The sequence below is a fragment of the Desulfosporosinus shakirovi genome, assembly GCF_020595055.1.
GTDB lineage: Bacteria > Bacillota > Desulfitobacteriia > Desulfitobacteriales > Desulfitobacteriaceae > Desulfosporosinus > Desulfosporosinus shakirovi.
The window spans coordinates 13,028-29,954 of the sequence record NZ_JAJDOO010000047.1 but is presented as its reverse complement, the minus strand read 5'-3'; the positions used below and the strand labels follow the sequence as shown (position 1 = coordinate 29,954).

15 protein-coding genes and 2 pseudogenes are annotated in these 16,927 nt (G+C 41.0%); 5 read left to right on the top strand and 12 right to left on the bottom strand.

Translation table 11 applies throughout. The features are described 5' to 3' along the window. From LJE72_RS23470 to LJE72_RS23460, 3 genes and pseudogenes are all read right to left on the bottom strand, one after another. Positions 1–429, bottom strand: a pseudogene (locus LJE72_RS23470) (exosporium glycoprotein BclB-related protein); the annotation flags it as partial. Positions 430–464: 35 nt separating this feature from the next. Next, positions 465–809, bottom strand: coding sequence for a hypothetical protein (locus LJE72_RS23465; RefSeq protein ID WP_229250393.1), 345 nt, complete (start codon positions 807–809; stop codon positions 465–467). Between the two features lie 65 nt (positions 810–874). Continuing rightward, entirely contained in the window at positions 875–1,213 is a 339-nt protein-coding gene (locus tag LJE72_RS23460) for a hypothetical protein (protein WP_229250392.1), read from the bottom strand. Positions 1,214–1,843: 630 nt separating this feature from the next. On the opposite strand from LJE72_RS23460, the gene LJE72_RS23455 reads away from it, so the two are divergent. The 3 genes from LJE72_RS23455 (at position 1,844) to LJE72_RS23445 (ending at position 3,299) form a co-directional block, all read left to right on the top strand. Further along, the gene (locus tag LJE72_RS23455) at positions 1,844–2,674 is read left to right on the top strand and encodes a CsxC family protein (RefSeq protein WP_229250391.1); all 831 of its coding nucleotides are present in this window, start codon (positions 1,844–1,846) and stop codon (positions 2,672–2,674) included. Between the two features lie 145 nt (positions 2,675–2,819). Continuing rightward, complete coding sequence (locus LJE72_RS23450) at positions 2,820–2,972, top strand: hypothetical protein (protein ID WP_229250390.1); 153 nt, start codon at positions 2,820–2,822, stop codon at positions 2,970–2,972. Positions 2,973–3,098: 126 nt separating this feature from the next. Continuing rightward, positions 3,099–3,299: a hypothetical protein gene (locus LJE72_RS23445; protein ID WP_312038965.1), complete on the top strand. Its 201-nt coding sequence runs from the start codon at positions 3,099–3,101 to the stop codon at positions 3,297–3,299. Positions 3,300–3,677: 378 nt separating this feature from the next. On the opposite strand, the pseudogene LJE72_RS23435 reads toward LJE72_RS23445, so the two are convergent. The 9 genes and pseudogenes from LJE72_RS23435 to LJE72_RS23395 form a co-directional block, all read right to left on the bottom strand. Beyond that, positions 3,678–4,305 (bottom strand): annotated as a pseudogene (locus tag LJE72_RS23435) (transposase); the annotation flags it as partial. Positions 4,306–4,585: 280 nt separating this feature from the next. Then, the gene (locus LJE72_RS23430) at positions 4,586–4,981 is read right to left on the bottom strand and encodes a hypothetical protein (protein ID WP_229250387.1); all 396 of its coding nucleotides are present in this window, start codon (positions 4,979–4,981) and stop codon (positions 4,586–4,588) included. An 89-nt stretch (positions 4,982–5,070) separates the two neighbouring features. Beyond that, complete coding sequence (locus LJE72_RS23425) at positions 5,071–8,349, bottom strand: glycosyltransferase (RefSeq protein ID WP_229250386.1); 3,279 nt, start codon at positions 8,347–8,349, stop codon at positions 5,071–5,073. Beyond that, positions 8,346–9,410 (bottom strand): polysaccharide biosynthesis protein, encoded by a 1,065-nt coding sequence (locus LJE72_RS23420; protein WP_229250385.1) that lies wholly within the window; start codon positions 9,408–9,410, stop codon positions 8,346–8,348. The genes LJE72_RS23425 and LJE72_RS23420 overlap by 4 nt, the downstream gene beginning before the upstream one ends. Positions 9,411–9,427: 17 nt before the next feature. Next, positions 9,428–10,312, bottom strand: coding sequence for a dTDP-4-dehydrorhamnose reductase family protein (locus LJE72_RS23415; RefSeq protein ID WP_229250384.1), 885 nt, complete (start codon positions 10,310–10,312; stop codon positions 9,428–9,430). 35 nt (positions 10,313–10,347) lie between these two features. Beyond that, on the bottom strand, positions 10,348–11,040 hold the full coding sequence (locus tag LJE72_RS23410; RefSeq protein ID WP_229250383.1) for a sugar phosphate nucleotidyltransferase: 693 nt from the start codon (positions 11,038–11,040) through the stop codon (positions 10,348–10,350). Between the two features lie 17 nt (positions 11,041–11,057). Further along, complete coding sequence (locus LJE72_RS23405) at positions 11,058–12,044, bottom strand: SDR family NAD(P)-dependent oxidoreductase (RefSeq protein ID WP_229250382.1); 987 nt, start codon at positions 12,042–12,044, stop codon at positions 11,058–11,060. A 45-nt stretch (positions 12,045–12,089) separates the two neighbouring features. After that, complete coding sequence (locus tag LJE72_RS23400; protein ID WP_229250381.1) at positions 12,090–13,202, bottom strand: glycosyltransferase family 4 protein; 1,113 nt, start codon at positions 13,200–13,202, stop codon at positions 12,090–12,092. 201 nt (positions 13,203–13,403) lie between these two features. Continuing rightward, positions 13,404–13,643 (bottom strand): hypothetical protein, encoded by a 240-nt coding sequence (locus LJE72_RS23395; protein WP_229250380.1) that lies wholly within the window; start codon positions 13,641–13,643, stop codon positions 13,404–13,406. A gap of 157 nt (positions 13,644–13,800) precedes the next feature. On the opposite strand from LJE72_RS23395, the gene LJE72_RS23390 reads away from it, so the two are divergent. Continuing rightward, on the top strand, positions 13,801–14,793 hold the full coding sequence (locus LJE72_RS23390; RefSeq protein WP_229250379.1) for a glycosyltransferase family protein: 993 nt from the start codon (positions 13,801–13,803) through the stop codon (positions 14,791–14,793). A 161-nt stretch (positions 14,794–14,954) separates the two neighbouring features. Further along, positions 14,955–16,442, top strand: a complete 1,488-nt coding sequence (locus LJE72_RS23385) for a YncE family protein (protein WP_229250378.1) — start codon at positions 14,955–14,957, stop codon at positions 16,440–16,442. The last annotated feature ends 485 nt before the right edge of the window (positions 16,443–16,927 follow it).

The following is a 16,927-nucleotide window of genomic DNA, read 5'->3' as shown; positions in this document are numbered from 1 at the left end:
TGCTCCTGTTGCTCCTGCTGCTCCTGTTGCTCCTGTTGCTCCTGTTGCTCCTGCTGCTCCTGTTGCTCCTGTGATTCCATCAGGCCCAATTGTGTCGAGTTCTGCAGCTACTAAACGATGGGCTGCAACCAAATTACCGTCAGCATCTTTTCCCCAACAAGAGATCTCCACTGCATCAGAGCTAGTTACAAACTGAAATTCAAATTCATCAAACTGCGCGAAATAAACTCTTTCTGCTACTTCACCTGGATCCATAATGAATAACTCCAAAACATACAGTGTTTTTGTAATCCCTGTCACAAAAAAACCCTCAATGAAAACTGTAGCAGCAATTATATCATCATTAGTAATTTTCACTGTGAATGTTGAAGTTGGTCTTATTTCATTGACCGGCGTATTTTCAATCAATCCAGTAGTTAATTCAGCCATGTTCTCGTCTCCTTACATTATTAATTTTTTTTTCGTTAAAATGAGTCAACTTCTTGAGCAACCACCCGGTGGGCTGTAGTCAGATTTCCCGCTGAGTCTTTCCCCCAAGCAGTGACTTCTACAGCGTCTGAACTTACCTCAAATTGAAATTCAAAAGCATCAAACTGAGCAAAATAGGTTCTCTGGGCTACACTACCTGCATTAAGGGTAAACTGTTCTTGCACATACAAAACTTTTGTCGTTCCACTTTGAAAGAACCCTTGAATTTGAACATCTACAGTAACTGTATCATCATTTGAGATGTTTACCGAAAGTGTTGAACTCGGTCTAACACCCGCTACCGGGGTGTTATCAAACAAACCCGTTGTCAAATTAGGCATATTTTGTCTTACCTCCTTGATTATGGTTTATATATTGTATTGTTCTTGTCCGATTTTGTTACCATTCAGACGACCTCTTCGGTTACTTCCAAACGAACTAAAGAGAGACTTCCAGTGTCATCTTTGCTTCCTACAGAGATTTCTACAGCCTGCGAGCTAACAAAAAATATAAACTCAAAGGCATTAAATGGGATGAAATAATTCTTTAAAAGCACTGTTCCTGCTGTAAGAGTAAAAAACTCTTCAACATACTTCACTCTTGAGGTTCCGCTTTCGAAAAATCCCTCAATTTGAATTGCGACGTTAGACGTATCATCATTCGAGATGTTTACTGAGAGCGTTGAACTCTGTCTGACGCCTTCGAACGAGGCGTTAGACAACAAACCCGTCGTAATATAAGGCATATATCTCCCATCCCTCCAAATTATGGATTTATTTATTGTATTGTTCATGTCCTTTTTTGGTTACTAAATATTTGCATAGCTAGTTTTCCTTTAAAGTGTCTTCAAGAGTACAATACTGTTACAAATAGAGCCGACACCTAGATGAGGTATCGGCTCTGTTGACAAACCCTTTACGCTGGTAGTAATGCCCAATTTTTACCAAAATTGAATCAGGAAAACAGCGAGATTTTGGTCTGTTAAGATGAATCTGGGTTTGGGTGGCAAGCCCCAATTAGAACATCTACTGTACCAATATCATAGATCGAGGTATTTACCGAGAGCGTTACTCATTCTAACCCCCGTAACTGGAAAGTGTTCTTAGACAAACTCTTTGTCAAATTAAGCATATATGCTTTGCTTTTAACCACCTAATTTGGGTTATTTATTGCCACGCCAACTTTTGTAACTTATCTTCTATTATGTAACTATTTTCCTTTAATTACATATCTTATTCATATAGTGAATTAGCCTTACGGGAAGTAACTTTCATCCCCTCAAACGTCCTAAGAAGTCTGAAAAATAAGGCTATCACCAGTTAATTTGAGATCGATTTTATTAATCCTATTTTTTATAAGAAAGGAAGAACAAACATTGACTGACAACAAATATTATCCTCCTTGTCCACATCAGTGGACACAGCCTGCTCCTTTTATCCCTACTTGGGTTCGAGAGATTCCAACCCCAATAGTGTGCCCTCAACCAATTCTGCCAGTCTCTCCAAATCCGACTTTTCTAAGTACCGCAACACTACAAATGTGTACTCCTCTACAATTTGAGAAATCGGGTCCACATTCGGTCGTGGTGACGGTATCAATCCCCGCGGAGTCGATTATTACTTTGCCCACAAGAGCAATAGATATCAAAATGATTAAAAAAAGTTTAAAAATAACACAGAGCCGCTTCTTTAATTGCATTCCAAGTGAACCTGGTATACCACACGATACTCCCAAGTTGTTTCTAGGAGGTCTTGTGCGCAAGGATATTCAATATTCAGAAGCGTTGCATCAAACTTCAACCACGGTATCAGGTATAATGAAAGATTTCGTCGTGGATATACCCATTTCATGTGTTATTGACCTAGGGAAACACCTTATGTTTGCACCTATCCATTATGATCAATTGCGTGAATATGGATTTGCTAAATCAACGTCGCATTCTTCAGGTTGTTCATGCAAAGACCATATTAGATCATGTGATCATAAGGAGTTTAACATCCTGAGCCAGAAATTTTATAACCAACTACCAACCTGCCAACTGCTTTTCAGTCAAATTAACGAATTGGACGATGCACTTGACCATCTACCTCTGCAAGATGGGCCCCTTGAAGAATGTACCTTTACAACCCTGCAAGAAAAAATGACCATTTTGATTCAACTCCGACTCACCTTCCCGAACCAAATTGACCATTCAGACAATCATTAATAACTTTATAAAACTAAAATCTGAACCGAAGAGAAGGGGCCGTAACGAAACTAAGTTTTAAAGTCGTCCCCTTGTCAAGGACATTTTGAAAAAGGGGCATTATAAAATTTAGATATTTCATATACACTCCTGATAAGGAGGAGATATGACAAAAGCACTGGTTGTTGCATCCCTGCGGATACGATTTCCGGTGCTTTTATTCGAAACTCATATGTATAGTATAGCTTATGGAAAAGTATATGAAATCATTGGATTATACTGGTCTAAGAAAACTCGACAAGATTTTCTGAAAAGATAATGAACCTGATATAATAAAACCACTAAAGAAAGCAGGTTTATTTTTGATGAAGATAAGAGTATTTAGCGCAGAATTTAAGGCGGAGATAGTTTTGGAGGTTTTGCGAGGGAAAAAGAACTAAACGAAATCGCCAGCACCCATGAGATAGCGCCTAACCAGCTACGGAACTGGAAGAATGAATTTTTGGCTAATGCACCCAATGTATTTGATAATAAAAAGGACAAGGTGTTACAGGAGAAAGTCAATGATCAGGAGCGGGAAAACGATAGCTTATATAAAAAGGTCGGTCAATTGACTACACAAGTCGATTGGCTCAAAAAAATCTAAAGAAATTCTTGGGCCTGACTGGGAGAGTCGGTCGGTTTACTCCACGCCCAAAAGGCTGAAATCAATGATCATAAGAACAGTGGAAATAGAGAGAAGCCTCTACCCCTTGTCCACTGTTGCAGGGCTTTTGTCATTTCGGAATATACTCCGAAAAATTCCCGGGATAAGATGTATGTAGTAAAAAGTACTATCAATACTCGAATGCCCCATGTGATTCATCAAGTATGGAAGCATCCCGTTAACATTGATTCTATTTTCGACCCATCTGTTGATATTTGCAAAAGCAAAATGATGCCTGAAATCGTATGCTCTTGGTTTAGGGTTACATTCTGTCGGAAGCCCGGCATCACTCCATAGTTTGTTGAAAGCACGTGAAATTGCCTGACTTTCGTCAATTTTCCGGACTGCTTCTTCAATGGCCCCTGAATCAATGGGTTTCCCGTTACCGAATTCTTCTAAGTCAGAATCTCCATAATCGCTATTTTCTTCCTCGTTAATTTTATCGATTTCTTTGAATAACTCCCGGCATTTCTCCATTAGGCTTCTTTATATCGCTTGGTCACTTTACCCCAGACCCAGCTATATTTATTGGCATTAGCCTCGATCTTTGTGCCATCCAAAAGGTAGTTCTCTGATTTTATGTAATTCTCTCGCACCAACAGAGCTACAACTTCAGCAAAGACCTTAAGGATTGTTTCTTTCATACGTTCACTGCGGAAACGATTTTCACGGGCTGCTTTAGCAATCCTTCTGCAAGAGAAGATCTTGTCGGTATAGGAATAAACCAGAAGCTTAATCATCATGACTGGATTATAACTTGAACGTCCACCTCCAGGATATTTGGCTAGTATTGGCTTTAGGTTCATTTGGTCAACGGCTTTATTGACAACACGAACTACATGATCGTTTGGAATTAAGCTCTCAATGCTTATTTGAAGGGTTAATTGGTTTTGCATATAGGGAATAAATACTTTTTATCATGAACTTTTTGCCTTTTCTTAGGCACTGGCAATTACTCCATAACTATGTAATATTGTTTATACTTCCCTTATATTATTCCGTTTTTGCTATATTATTTGAATAGTCGCCTAACCATAATGGTTCAGGCGACTTTTTGGACTAAGTTTTGGTTACAGCCCCATTCTCTTCGGTTTCAGTAAATGGGTACTGTTAAAAACAGAGCTGACACCTCCAGCCGATGAGGCATCAACTCTGCGCATGAATATTACCACGTGATTCTTATTGATGAGTTATAGGGGATCCTTCAAAAAGTTTTGTTACAACTCTTAATAGATGTCAGCCTGACAAAAATTATCTTTGCACATATCTTTGGGGAGTTTATCTGGACAGCATTCTTTGTCTTGGATGGAAATCCATTCTTTAATCCTATGGCAACGATCAAACTCAACAAAAATTCTCGTAGCCCCTACTATAATCTCAGAAAAAATTTCCATAAACTGCGGTGAAACTTCTCTAAAGGCTATAGCACCTGTCTTACAAATCTGAACAACCCAGAAAATTTTATGACGTCTAACAACAAACAAGCTGTCTTCAACAAGTCCTTGACCACCCTTTGGACATGGACAAAAAACCCACTTTGGTTTGCATTGTTTAACGCATCCTTGTATTTCCAGAAGGAGCTCATCATCTGGTCCTAGCCCTTGTTGATCCATTTCGAGCATTACTTTTCCCCCTTATTTTTTGATAGAACAGCTCTTAAGTTGTCCCTCTACTCCATTATATGATTGGCTTTATCAAAGTGTTCTTGTTTCTAAGAGGATCCCCACTCTTTCCCTTCATTTCTCACAATTTTTCCTTTTCTGGAGAAGTATAAATTTTTATTATAGTTCCATTCAGGGGGACCTCCGCCTTGATAATAACCTTCAGCTCTGGGATGATACAAATGGGCCGTTAGGGCATCAGTCTGACAATACTGGCAACCATTGGCTAATAATCGATCAATGAAATCCCGATCATCATATGCAATTCCTATAAAATCTTCATCATAACCCCCAATCTCCATAAATTGACTACGATGTAAGGCCATCAGAAATGGCATTCTAATATCTAAATCTATACAACTATTGAACGTAGCCATGTCAAAAGACCCGTTATTTTTATTGATACACTCTAGTAGATCGCCATTACGGTCATCTTTTCCAGTCGGAATACCCAATAATTTAGGTTTATCTAAAATAGGTTTAGTAAGCTTGACTATAGTATGGTTAACATGGAGCATCTCGGCACAACACATAACTAAAATATCCCCAGAGGATTGCTTCACCGCAATATTAATCGCGAAGCCGGGCACTCTCCAAACTAGGTCACCCTGAAGATTTCTCTGTCCCGTAAAGATATATTTCAAATTGAGCTTTTCTTTGAACTCGTTGCAGATTTCCTCAGTTTCATCTAGCAAGCCATCATTGACAACAATTGTTTCAAACTCAAAGGGCATTGTCTGTTGGGACAAAGAATAGAGTCCCCACCTTAACAAATGTGTTCTCTGAAATGTTGTTATGATGATTGATACTTTATGCCGCACTTCTCTTTTAGCGTTAACTTTATTAAACATAAGTTCTTTAAAGACAGCTGTCAGCAAACGCTGCCACCTGTGCATCGAATCATGGGAAGTAATATTCTTCTCCAGCATAACCTGCCTAGGAGTAAACGAACGTTTAGGCAATTCTTGGAGAGCACATTCAAAATCCTCTCCAAAAATTCCGCACTGAGCCTGCTCTTCTGGTAACAAATCCTTAAAAATTCCTTTCTCACACATAATCAAAGGTACATCACATAAACAGGCTTCAATAGTCCCCTGACATCGATTCTCTATTGGTGAACCATTAATAAGGAAATCTGCACAGTTAAGAAGTTTAACCAGTAGAGTCTGAGGTGCTTGATAAAAGAGTCTTACATTAGCCGCTATAAATGGTTCAATCGTTTTAGAAACAATAATCCAAGTTATTTCCGGATGTCCTTCAATAAAGGCCCGTACTTTTCTCCAACCGTTGACCTCGGAAAAGTCCCCGACAAAGATTCCTATTCGTTCTGTTCCAAAACAGAATTCCTGGCGAACCTCCTCTTTATTCATCGGCTTAAAAAATTCCAAATCCACGCCACCAGAAATTATCTCAAAATCATACTCTGGATAAGACAATGCTGTTTGGATAGAATTTGCAACCAGTTTATTAGCCTGTCGCAAGTTTTCCTCTTGCTGAGTATTTGGCATACCCACAGATCTAAAATCATCCTGCAAAAATGCTATAGTGTAGCGTGATTGATCGACAATATTCATGAACGTGGCATTTTGGAGAATTACTTCTACTTCTGGATAATGTTCTGTAATATATCTTCGAGCCTTTTCTGTATAATCTTCTTCGGGCCCAACTATATGCCTATCTATGCTTACTGAAGCAGGTAAGGATTCACCGAAGAAATCCCATAGTAGCTTTTCCCCTAGTGATCCTGAGACGAAATCATGACAGACCGCAATCTTTATCTCTTTTGATACAGCTACGGAGGTTCCTGTACTGTCCAATTCCCCCCATTGAAAATGATAAGCCAGACTGTTAAAAGCGGTTTGATGCTTTATTCCGATTGTCTGGAGTTTCAGCATCAAGACAGTATCTCCTGATATACAAGCTTCTCCCCAACGAGCAATGACTGGATTATTAAAATCACTTCCCAGGACAACCTGTCCTTCTGGATAGCCTCCAACCTGTTCAAAATGTTTTTTACGTATTAATAGAGGCATAAACAGGCCGCCATCTAACAATCTAGACTCAATCAGATCATAGGCATACTGTTGAAACTCACTTTCTCGATACGACGAATAATCTCTGCCAAAGTCTTTCTCCACACCGTATTGACCACTGCGCAACTTGCCTGACTCTACTAATCGGGATGTAACACAGTTTTCTCCATTATAAGCCTGCCATAGATTATCTAACCATCCCGGGGTAAACGCCATATCCGAATTTATGAATATAACGAAATCTCCTTGAGCCTTGCTGGCCGCGAAATTATAAGCACGGTAAACATTATTAACGTACCATTCCTGTTGCTGCTGAGGAGTATTCGTGAAAATATAATGCGGTATATAGTTATCCCTTAAATAGCTAAGCACCGTAGGATTAGCATCATTAGCAACAAAGAAAAACTCTTTATCTGTCATATCCGTATATTTAAAAACCTGCTCGTAAACAAATTTCAGCCATTCGACACTCTTATAGACTAAACACACAATGGAAAATCTAGGTCTGAACACCTCTTCCCCGTATTCCTCAACATATGCTAAGGACTCCGCAAAGGTCAAAGGTTTCGGCTCGTCGTCATCCAGATAGAGGCCCTCCGGGAAGAGGTCCGGAGGTACTTTTGCTACAACAAGCTTTTCCTCACTAATTAAGCGATCAAGCATATCATAACCGCGCTGTCCGTGAGACCTGTATATCAGATATTTATAGGCTAAGCGTTGCTTCGACGAAAAACCATAGTGCAATACTTGAAGATCAAGAGTCCACATCACGGTACGAATCGTCGAAGGAAAAAGGGGTTGGTGGAGTCCAGGTTTTGTATCCTTAAAGCAAATACCGGGGACAACTCGCCAGAGACGACAAAACCACCCTTTATCATATAAACTGTCTAACCTTTGCCACGAATAGCTACGCCATAGATTTAATTCATGCATATTCACCGCATCATAGTGGTTTTCATCACAAAGTGCACACAATTCCTGAAGCTTCTCAGCTGCATTGGCGGTTAATACTTCGTCTGCATCCAACCACAAAATAAAATCCGGATTCAGCTTTAAGGCCTCTTCGAGCAGAAGTTGCTTATGACTTCGCTCATTGACAAAATCATTTTTGGTCCCTCTGATGACATGAGTAGTTTGTTTAAGCATATATTCATAGCTGCCATCTGTACTGCCGTCATCATAGAGAACGAGATCATCCACTGCCGGCAAAACATAGTTTACAAACCGTTCAAGGTTGTCTTTGCAAAGCTCGTTATAGATTTGACAAATACAAGCAATCCTATATTTCTTTTTCATCGTAAAAATTCCTCAGCTTCTTGCTTTTCTTGACCCACTAATAAATGATGCTTATGCAATAAGGCTACCGTTTCTACAAAAGTCATGAGGAAATCACCTGAACTATACTCCTTGGACAGCGCCCGCTGGCTGGGTTCTGCTTTTATCAGTTCTGGGAGCATAGGCTTAATAGCATAATAATCACCACGATCAATAGTTCTCCAAGCCTCTTCTTCAGAAATCATAATTTCATGAACTTTTTCTCCAGGACGAATTCCAGTGTATTTTATCAGGATTTGCCGGTCTCCCATCAAAGCTTTGGCAACATCTTCAATAAGGGCTGCGGGGATCTTTGGAATAAATATTTCACCAGGCTCCGCACCTTTTAGGACAGCAAAAATGGTGTCCACCGCACTCTCTAAAGGCAACAAAAATCTTGTCATTTCTTTGGTTGTAATAGTTACAGGCCCACCCTGCTTAATTTGTTCATGAAACAGAGGAATTACAGACCCCCTTGAGGCCAGCACATTACCATAACGCACACATACAAATCTTGTCTTGGGCAGTGTAACATTTGCTGCGATAAAGATCCGCTCTTGCAAGGCTTTTGTTATCCCCATAGCATTTACCGGCTTACAAGCTTTATCTGTAGAAACTCCCACTACGGTTTCAATTTTTAGGTTATTTTCACGAATAGCTCGGATAATGTTTTCCGCACCAACTACATTGGTTTTGACTGCTTCAAAGGGAAAATATTCGCACGAAGGGACCTGTTTAAGCGCTGCCGCATTAATGACGATATCTGCTTCCCTCAACACGGCGCAAACAGAATGATAATCCCGGATATCCCCTATTCTGAATTCGATGAGTCGAGCAAAATTGTCATAGATCACTTCATCGGTAGCATTTTGTTTATTCTGATATTCGATTCGCATAGCATGCTGTTTAGCTTCGTCACGCGAAAAGATAATAATTTTCTTAAGGGAACCCAGATCCTTATTTAAGAGCCGACGGATTAACACCTTACCAAGAGAACCTGTGCCACCGGTAATTACAATAACCTTGTTATCTAAAATCTTCATTTTTATCCCCCTTGGCCTTACCGTTTTTGATAGGGGCCTTCTAAATAATCCGAGTGCATTCCGCGTACTAAGTCTGGCCACGCTGGTGGAATATAACCAGTTAGCAAGCGGAAGCGTGTTGAGTCTAACGATCGATCGAGTCTAAAACTATCCTCTGCTTCGATTTCCACGTTTTTGTTGTACTGAACCTTGATGAGCTTCAGCAACTCGTATTTGGAAATTGGTTCTGAAGATATGTGGAAAAGTCCCGATATTTTAGAATTAGGAATTACATAATCACGAATAATGCGGGCTAATTCAATGGTTGGAAGACCAGAATAAATAGCCTGACGGAAGCCAATCACTTTTTTTTCTTGACTAAGAAACCATTCGACTAAACCATAGTTACCTTTCAATTCATGCCCGATAATGGAAGTGCGTAGAGTGACACAATGAGGGTAAGCTACTTCACCGAGAAATTTTGTTCTGCCATAAAGATCATCGGCATTAGCAATATCCCCTTCTAAATATCCACCTTTCATTCCATCAAAGACACAATCTGTGCTGACATGAATTAAGCGCGAACCTACAGCACTACAAATCAAAGCCAGTCTGCGAGGTAAAAGTGCATTTGTCGTAATCGTAGCTAATGGGTCTTGGGCCTTGGGTACTTGCTTTATTACTCCGATACAATTCACCACTAGGTCTGGTGACACAGACGAGAAAACCTTTGTTAAGCTATCCGAATTTAGAACATCGATATCACTATGCACTTTCTTCATCCAATTTGTCGGCAACCAACCTGAAAAGTCCTTTGCAGTGCGTACTGTAGTATAGACGTCTAGCTTTTCATCTGTAGATAGATAGCGAAACAAGGTATGCCCTAACATTCCTGCCCCTCCTAAAATTAATACCTTTCTCATGCCCTTATTCACACCTTTCAGGGGAAGGTTTCTGGTCAAGGGAGCTTTAACTCTTTAAAAACCTCTTTAGCCTTTTCAAGATCAGACGGTGTCCCAATGTCAAACCAAAGGTCCTCACTTTCATAACTCATAACTAGTGCATGTTCTGAAAGGAGCAATTGCACTAGATCCGGCATGTCAAAGCGTTTATTTTCTGGAATCAATGAAAGAACTCGTTTATTAATCACATATATCCCCATGCTGGCCCAATAATTCAGGGTTGGTTTTTCTGAATAGGCAGTCACTTGACCATCCTTAATCTCTAAGACTCCAAATGCTGAGTAAACGGCCTTCTTGTGTACAGCGACCGTCATATCTGCTTGGTTCGTAATGTGGTGTCTATACAGCGCTCCAAAGTCCAAGGTGGTTAATTCATCTCCATTGACTACTAAAAAATCATCCTCTAAATCTGCCACAATTTTCAAAGGACCAGCTGTGCCTAGTGGAGCTGTTTCAATGGAATAACGAATATCGAGGCCAAAATGACTGCCATCCTGGAAGTAAAGTTTGATAAAATCTGCCAGATATCCTAAACACATAATTATCTCGTTAACACCCGCACATTTTAGTTGATTTACAAGAATATCCGCTATCGGTTTGTCCCCAATGGGAAAAAGGGGCTTGGGCAAAACTCGGGTATATGGATCTAAACGCGACCCTCTACCTCCCGCTAAAATAATAGTTTGCATAATATCCCCCTTACCTTTTAAATTTGGTATTTGCCAATCTGAAAACGATTCATATGGCTGGCAATCCAAGCAACCGTTCTTCTGACCCCTTCTTCCAGTGACACCCGAGGTTCCCACCCAATCGTTTCTTTGGCTAAGCGATTATCGGCTAAAAGACGGCTAACCTCGCTGCGACTCGGGCGAACTCGCACCTCGTCCACTACGATTTCCGCCGTACTCTGAATGGTCATAATAATAATCTGGGCTAGTTGACCAATTGAAATTTCCCTTCCTGAACCAAGATTTATGACCTTTCCAAACCCCTCTTGACTCTGAGCTGCTTTCATAAAGCCTTCAGCCGTATCCGTGACAAACGTAAAGTCACGCAACGTTTCCGTATTGCCTAGACGTATTTCCTTACAAGCTAAAGCCTGCGTAATTAACGTCGGTATGACGGCCCGAGCGGATTGACGCGGCCCATAACAATTAAACGGTCTTACGGTTACGACCGGCAAATCGAAAGAGGCATAGAAACTCTCGGCTAATTTATCTGCCCCAATTTTGCTGGCCGAATATGGGGACTGACCTTGAAGAGGGTGAGACTCGTCTATAGGAACATAGAGTGCGGATCCATAGACTTCACTTGTTGAAGTGTGTACGACTCGCTCCACTCCATGATCCCGTGCTGCCGTCAAAATATTAAATGTTCCCAAGATGTTTGTTTCAACAACCTCTCGAGGATTTTTATAAGAATACGGGATTCCCACCAAGGCACCTAGATGAAAAACAGCATCACATCCCTTAACAGTTCGTTCGATTACATCCGCATCACGTAAGTCTCCTGCAACTATTTCGATTTGGTCAAGTAGCCTGGACTCTAAGTCCTCCAGGTTCCCGCGACCATCTCTAGAGTTATATCTAATAAAGACACGAACCTTTGCTCCTGCTTTGACCAGGGCCTCCGTCAAATGGCTGCCAATAAATCCCCCTGCTCCTGTGACCAAAACCTGTTTTTGCTCCCACATTACGTTCTCCCATCCCCTCTATTGCAATAACTGATATATCTTATGTCAGTTTTTGTCTATCTGACACCTCTCCAAGAGTTGCAAATATCTCGGTACAAGCTGACTCCACTCATAGTTTAACGCGTTCTTAAGTCCCCTGAGTGAGAGTGTCTTTTGAAGGGATGGGTTATCTATTAGGCTTGCCAGAGCCTCTGACAACTGCACAACATTACCTACTTCGAAGGTTAAGGCGCAAGCGTTCGCTACAACTTCTGATAGGCCTCCAGCATTTGAGGCTATGATCGGCGTCCCAATTGCCATTCCCTCTAAAGCCACCAATCCATAAGCTTCACGCCGACTAGGAACAACTAGACCTGTAGAATTTGCCATCCATCTCCGCACCTCTGAACTGGACCTACGGCCATGAAAATGAACATAGTTATCAAGATATAGTGACCGAATAATCTGCCTTAAAAACTTCTCATAGGCCTCTGTTCCCTTACCTACAATATTTAAGCTAATTTGTTGTCCGCTACTCTGCCTAATTGACAAAGCCTTAATTAGATCCTCAATTCCTTTATAATCCAGTAACCTTCCGACATATAGTAACTCATTCAGATTCCCTTGTCGCCAACGCTCTAAAGGTATAGTGATACCGATTGGCAAAACCTCAGTTTTGGGAAGATACTCCGGGAAACGGCTTGCTAAATATTGTCTTTCGCTCTGACTTATGAGTTGAATGCGTTGACAACGCATGAGTAGCTCTTCTTGTATTTTGAATTGCGCTTGTAACTCAGGCTCTGGTGAATCTCCCAACTCTCTGCGTAAAAAAGAATATACTGAATATAAAATCGGAATAACTCCTTGGGACAGGGTATACACTAAAGGTGTAAAATTAATAGCATGGCTATGAATAACATCCCACCTCTGACAAATTTCTGGAAATTGCTGACACACCACATCAGCCTTAATCATCCCTAGAGAACCAAAATAATGGCTGTTACGAGGTAATCCCAGGACTTTAATCCGTTGTCCTTGTAAAGCCCAGCCTGGTACGTTCCAATCACTACGTGGTACTATCAGGGTTTGTTGAACACCCTTACGATCAAGCATATGAACGATTCCTGTAACCGCTGTTCCAGCACCACCAAAGCTTTCATTTTCAAATTCATTGGTCAAGGATAAGATCTTCAGAGAATCACCTCCTCTATATTTTGGTGGTGTCAAAATTCTCAATGTTTCTTATAATACGTTATGCACAAGCCTTTAAACTTGTTAGACTAATATTTATCCCTCAGATGATTTTTAGGAAGCAAAAGAATCTGCCTGTTCTTACTTGGCAGATTCTTTTGCTTTCACATTATTCAACTTCCTTCCAAACTAATGTATCCAAAATATATTTACTATTGCCGCAAATACTCCTGCCAAAGCTATGACAAAACCAGACCACCACCGACGGTCAGATTCGGATCTTTTTTTGAACTCCTCAAAGTCCCGTTTAGTGACATAGTTACCTGCTAACAGCACTCGCATATCATTTACGACTGCTGATACATCTTTGACAGCTTCTTTGATCTCTGCAATGTCGTTCTTGATCGTTCGGACTTCCCCCTCTTCCATATACCGTCCTCCCTACTCTTTAAAAACCAATTTCTTTTACATATTATGATCTCCTTGTATAAATGGTACTTGCATACCATTCCCCATTAATCCCTTTCGACATATCCTAATAACTAGGTACAGTATTTTTGGTAAACAGACAACGAGGAGGTTACAAATGTCTACGATTATCTATCCTCCCTCAATCCCTTGGAATTGGATGTTTCAGCGGCCTCAACAACTGCTGAGTCAATTTTCTGCATCTGGTCAGACAGTTCTTTACGAGGATCTCGGTAATTTTCCAAAACCAACAATCAGGAGTCTGTCAACCTCTTTTTTCCTCTGCCAAGGAGCTTCTGCGTTAACTGTCCCCCATCCACGACCACGCATCCTTTGGTTGACGGTTCCCTCGCATATTAATTGTCTTCAAAACTATAACCCTGATCTTGTGATCTACGATGCAGTAGACGAACCTAAAGAGGAATTTGCCAGTTGGGCACCCTATTATCCCACTATACTTGAGAAAGCAGATCTGATTTTTTGTAGTAGTCGTAGTATTTATGACTATTTTTTCCATAGACATCCTCGTGTTTATCTTGTCCCAAACGGAGTTGATTTTGTTCATTTTTCTGCTCACGCCAAGGAACGTCCGGTTGATCTTCCTGCCGATAAACCCATCATAGGCTATAGTGGGGCAATAGCTCCTTGGGTTGATTGGGAATTCCTCAAGATTGTTGTTCAAGAAAATCCGGAATTTAACTTTATTTTCCTTGGTGCACTTTTTCAATTAAATAAGTTTCCTATTAGATACAAAAACGTTTTTTATTTAGGCTTAAAGTCGTACCAGAATCTTCCGGCATATCTTCAGCACTTTGACGTAGGTCTTATCCCTTTTCTTCAAACTGAAATGACCAGAGGGTGTAATCCTATCAAACTCTATGAATATTACGCAGCTGGAATCCAAGTTTTAGGAACCCCACTCCCCGAGTTACTGACTATTCCAAAAATTAATCTTGAAAGTAACCCCCACCTCTTCTCTCTCCGTTTACGTAATCTCCTAGCTTGTGAAGATACGAACCGAGTAGAAAGAATGGCTTATGCTCTTGCAAACGACTGGAGCGAACGGGCAGGCAGAATGCTACAGCAAATTATTTCACAGCATAGAAATTAAGAATAGCGTGTAACACCCTACTCTTAGAGCGAATAGTATACGTTGAAAGTTCTTCTTAAATTTCTCGAATCAAAAAAGGGGGGAATACACACATGCTATTTGAAACCCATGCTTGGGTAACACTCGACAATGCAGTCGCCATATATAATGTATATAGCGATGTGCTAGTCGCTACCATTCCCGTGGGGATTGCTCCAGCTTTCCCAAAACGCACGCCGGATGGTATCAAAGTTTTAGTTCCTAATTTTGGTAGCAACACGGTCTCCGTCATTTGTACCGCCGGAAATCTGGTGTTAGCTACGATCCCAGTAGGTCTTGCCCCGACTTCAGTCGCTATTGACCCTACTAGTACTACAGCATATGTGACAAACTCTGGAAGTGGAACCGTTTCTGTAATTAGCATTCCAACTCATACTGTAGTAAGCACTATAACGGTTGGTACAGGGCCGATTGATGTCACAATCGCCCGTGATGGCAGCCGTGTCTACGTAAGCAATGGCGACAGTAATACGGTCTCTGTCATCAATCCAGTAACTAATACAGTCATCTCAACCATACCCGTAGGTACTTCACCCAATGGCCTTGCTGTTAGTTTAGACAATACTAAGCTCTTCGTTGTCAACAGTGGCAGCAACAATGTCAGTGTTATTAACACTGCCACTAATGCCCTATTAAGCCTCATCCCTGTCGGCTCAAACCCACAAAAGATTGCTGCAAACCCTGTAAATCCTGTCTTTATGTATGTAAGCAACTTCGGTTCAAACAGCGTAAGCGTAATCTCAACCACAGGACTTAACGTCATCACTAATATTCCTGTCGGAGTAAATCCTTTGGGCCTAGATGTTACTGGCGATGGCACACAATTATGGGTTGCTAACGAAGGGGACAGCTCAATTAGCATCATCAACACTCTAACCAATACCATTGCTGCTGCCTTACCAACATCATTTCCACCAAGAGGGATTACAGTCGGAAGAGTGGGTTCAGCCTTATCACCTAGTGACCCCATCGACTTGACGGATCCCTATCAGCTCGAGGAAATAACCGAATCTGTCTGCATTATTGTTGAAAAAGTTTATGCCAGCTGTTTACAAAGGGAATGCTTCCCCGCCTTCATCGTTACCTTACCAACTGGTGGCGTCCCTCCTTTCACTTTTGTAAGCATGACCTTCTCTACAGGTGTGATTGTTCCTGGCAGCGTCGTAATTACACCAATTCCTGCAAGACCAAATTTCTCCAGAGTTCAATTCACAATTCAAATTCCCTATTCATTAACTTTGCGGGATTCAACCGGGGTCTTGTTTACAGTCACTGGTAACTTACCTGATATCAACAAAGATATTGTAATGTACTTCCCACCAACACGACCAGAATTCGACTTTAACTTGCGCGTCGAAACAAGGACAGAAGTATTAACAAGCCCATTGTTTACAACAACCACGATTCAAATTGCCATTGGCAGCTTTGTCATCACAAAAGTTACAGGCTTAGTTCAACTCCTCATTCCAGCCTTCGGATTCTGCCCAGAACCTCCGCTCTGCGAGGAATTCCCTGATATACCAGAAAATCCATGCATCAATTTCTTTGATCCAAATCTAACCCCATTCCCAAGTGATTTCTTCCCACCGCAACTGGATACTTGCCGGTAACCATTCACCATGTGTTTGTTAAACCCTCTTATTTTTATAAATCATTGCCCTTCCGGAGAAAGGGCCGTCCATAAACGGCCCTTTCTCTACACGGAATGGATCACTTAAATAATGAAAAAGGAAGTGATCGTATTGGCTTTCCTAACTCGAAACGCTTTAAGTCCCCTTCTCCTAACCTATGAAAGTGAATCTTCATACTTACATATTGACTTTCAGGGATGTGCGCTGTTTATAGCAAACAGTCATGAACCCTCTTATCGAATCCAAGAGCCCCTTCTTTTAGCCCACGGGATTATGACCGATTCTAAAACTGTTCATCTCGTCGTACTCAAATCAAGTGGAGATCTGTGTTACACCCTTATTTCTGGAGCGAGTACACCTCAAACAACCTTAATTGCTAAATTGGATGTACGCGGCACACGATATCGCAAGCTTTTCCTGTTTCCACAAGGTAAGGTAATACATATTTTTTACGCTTCTACTCA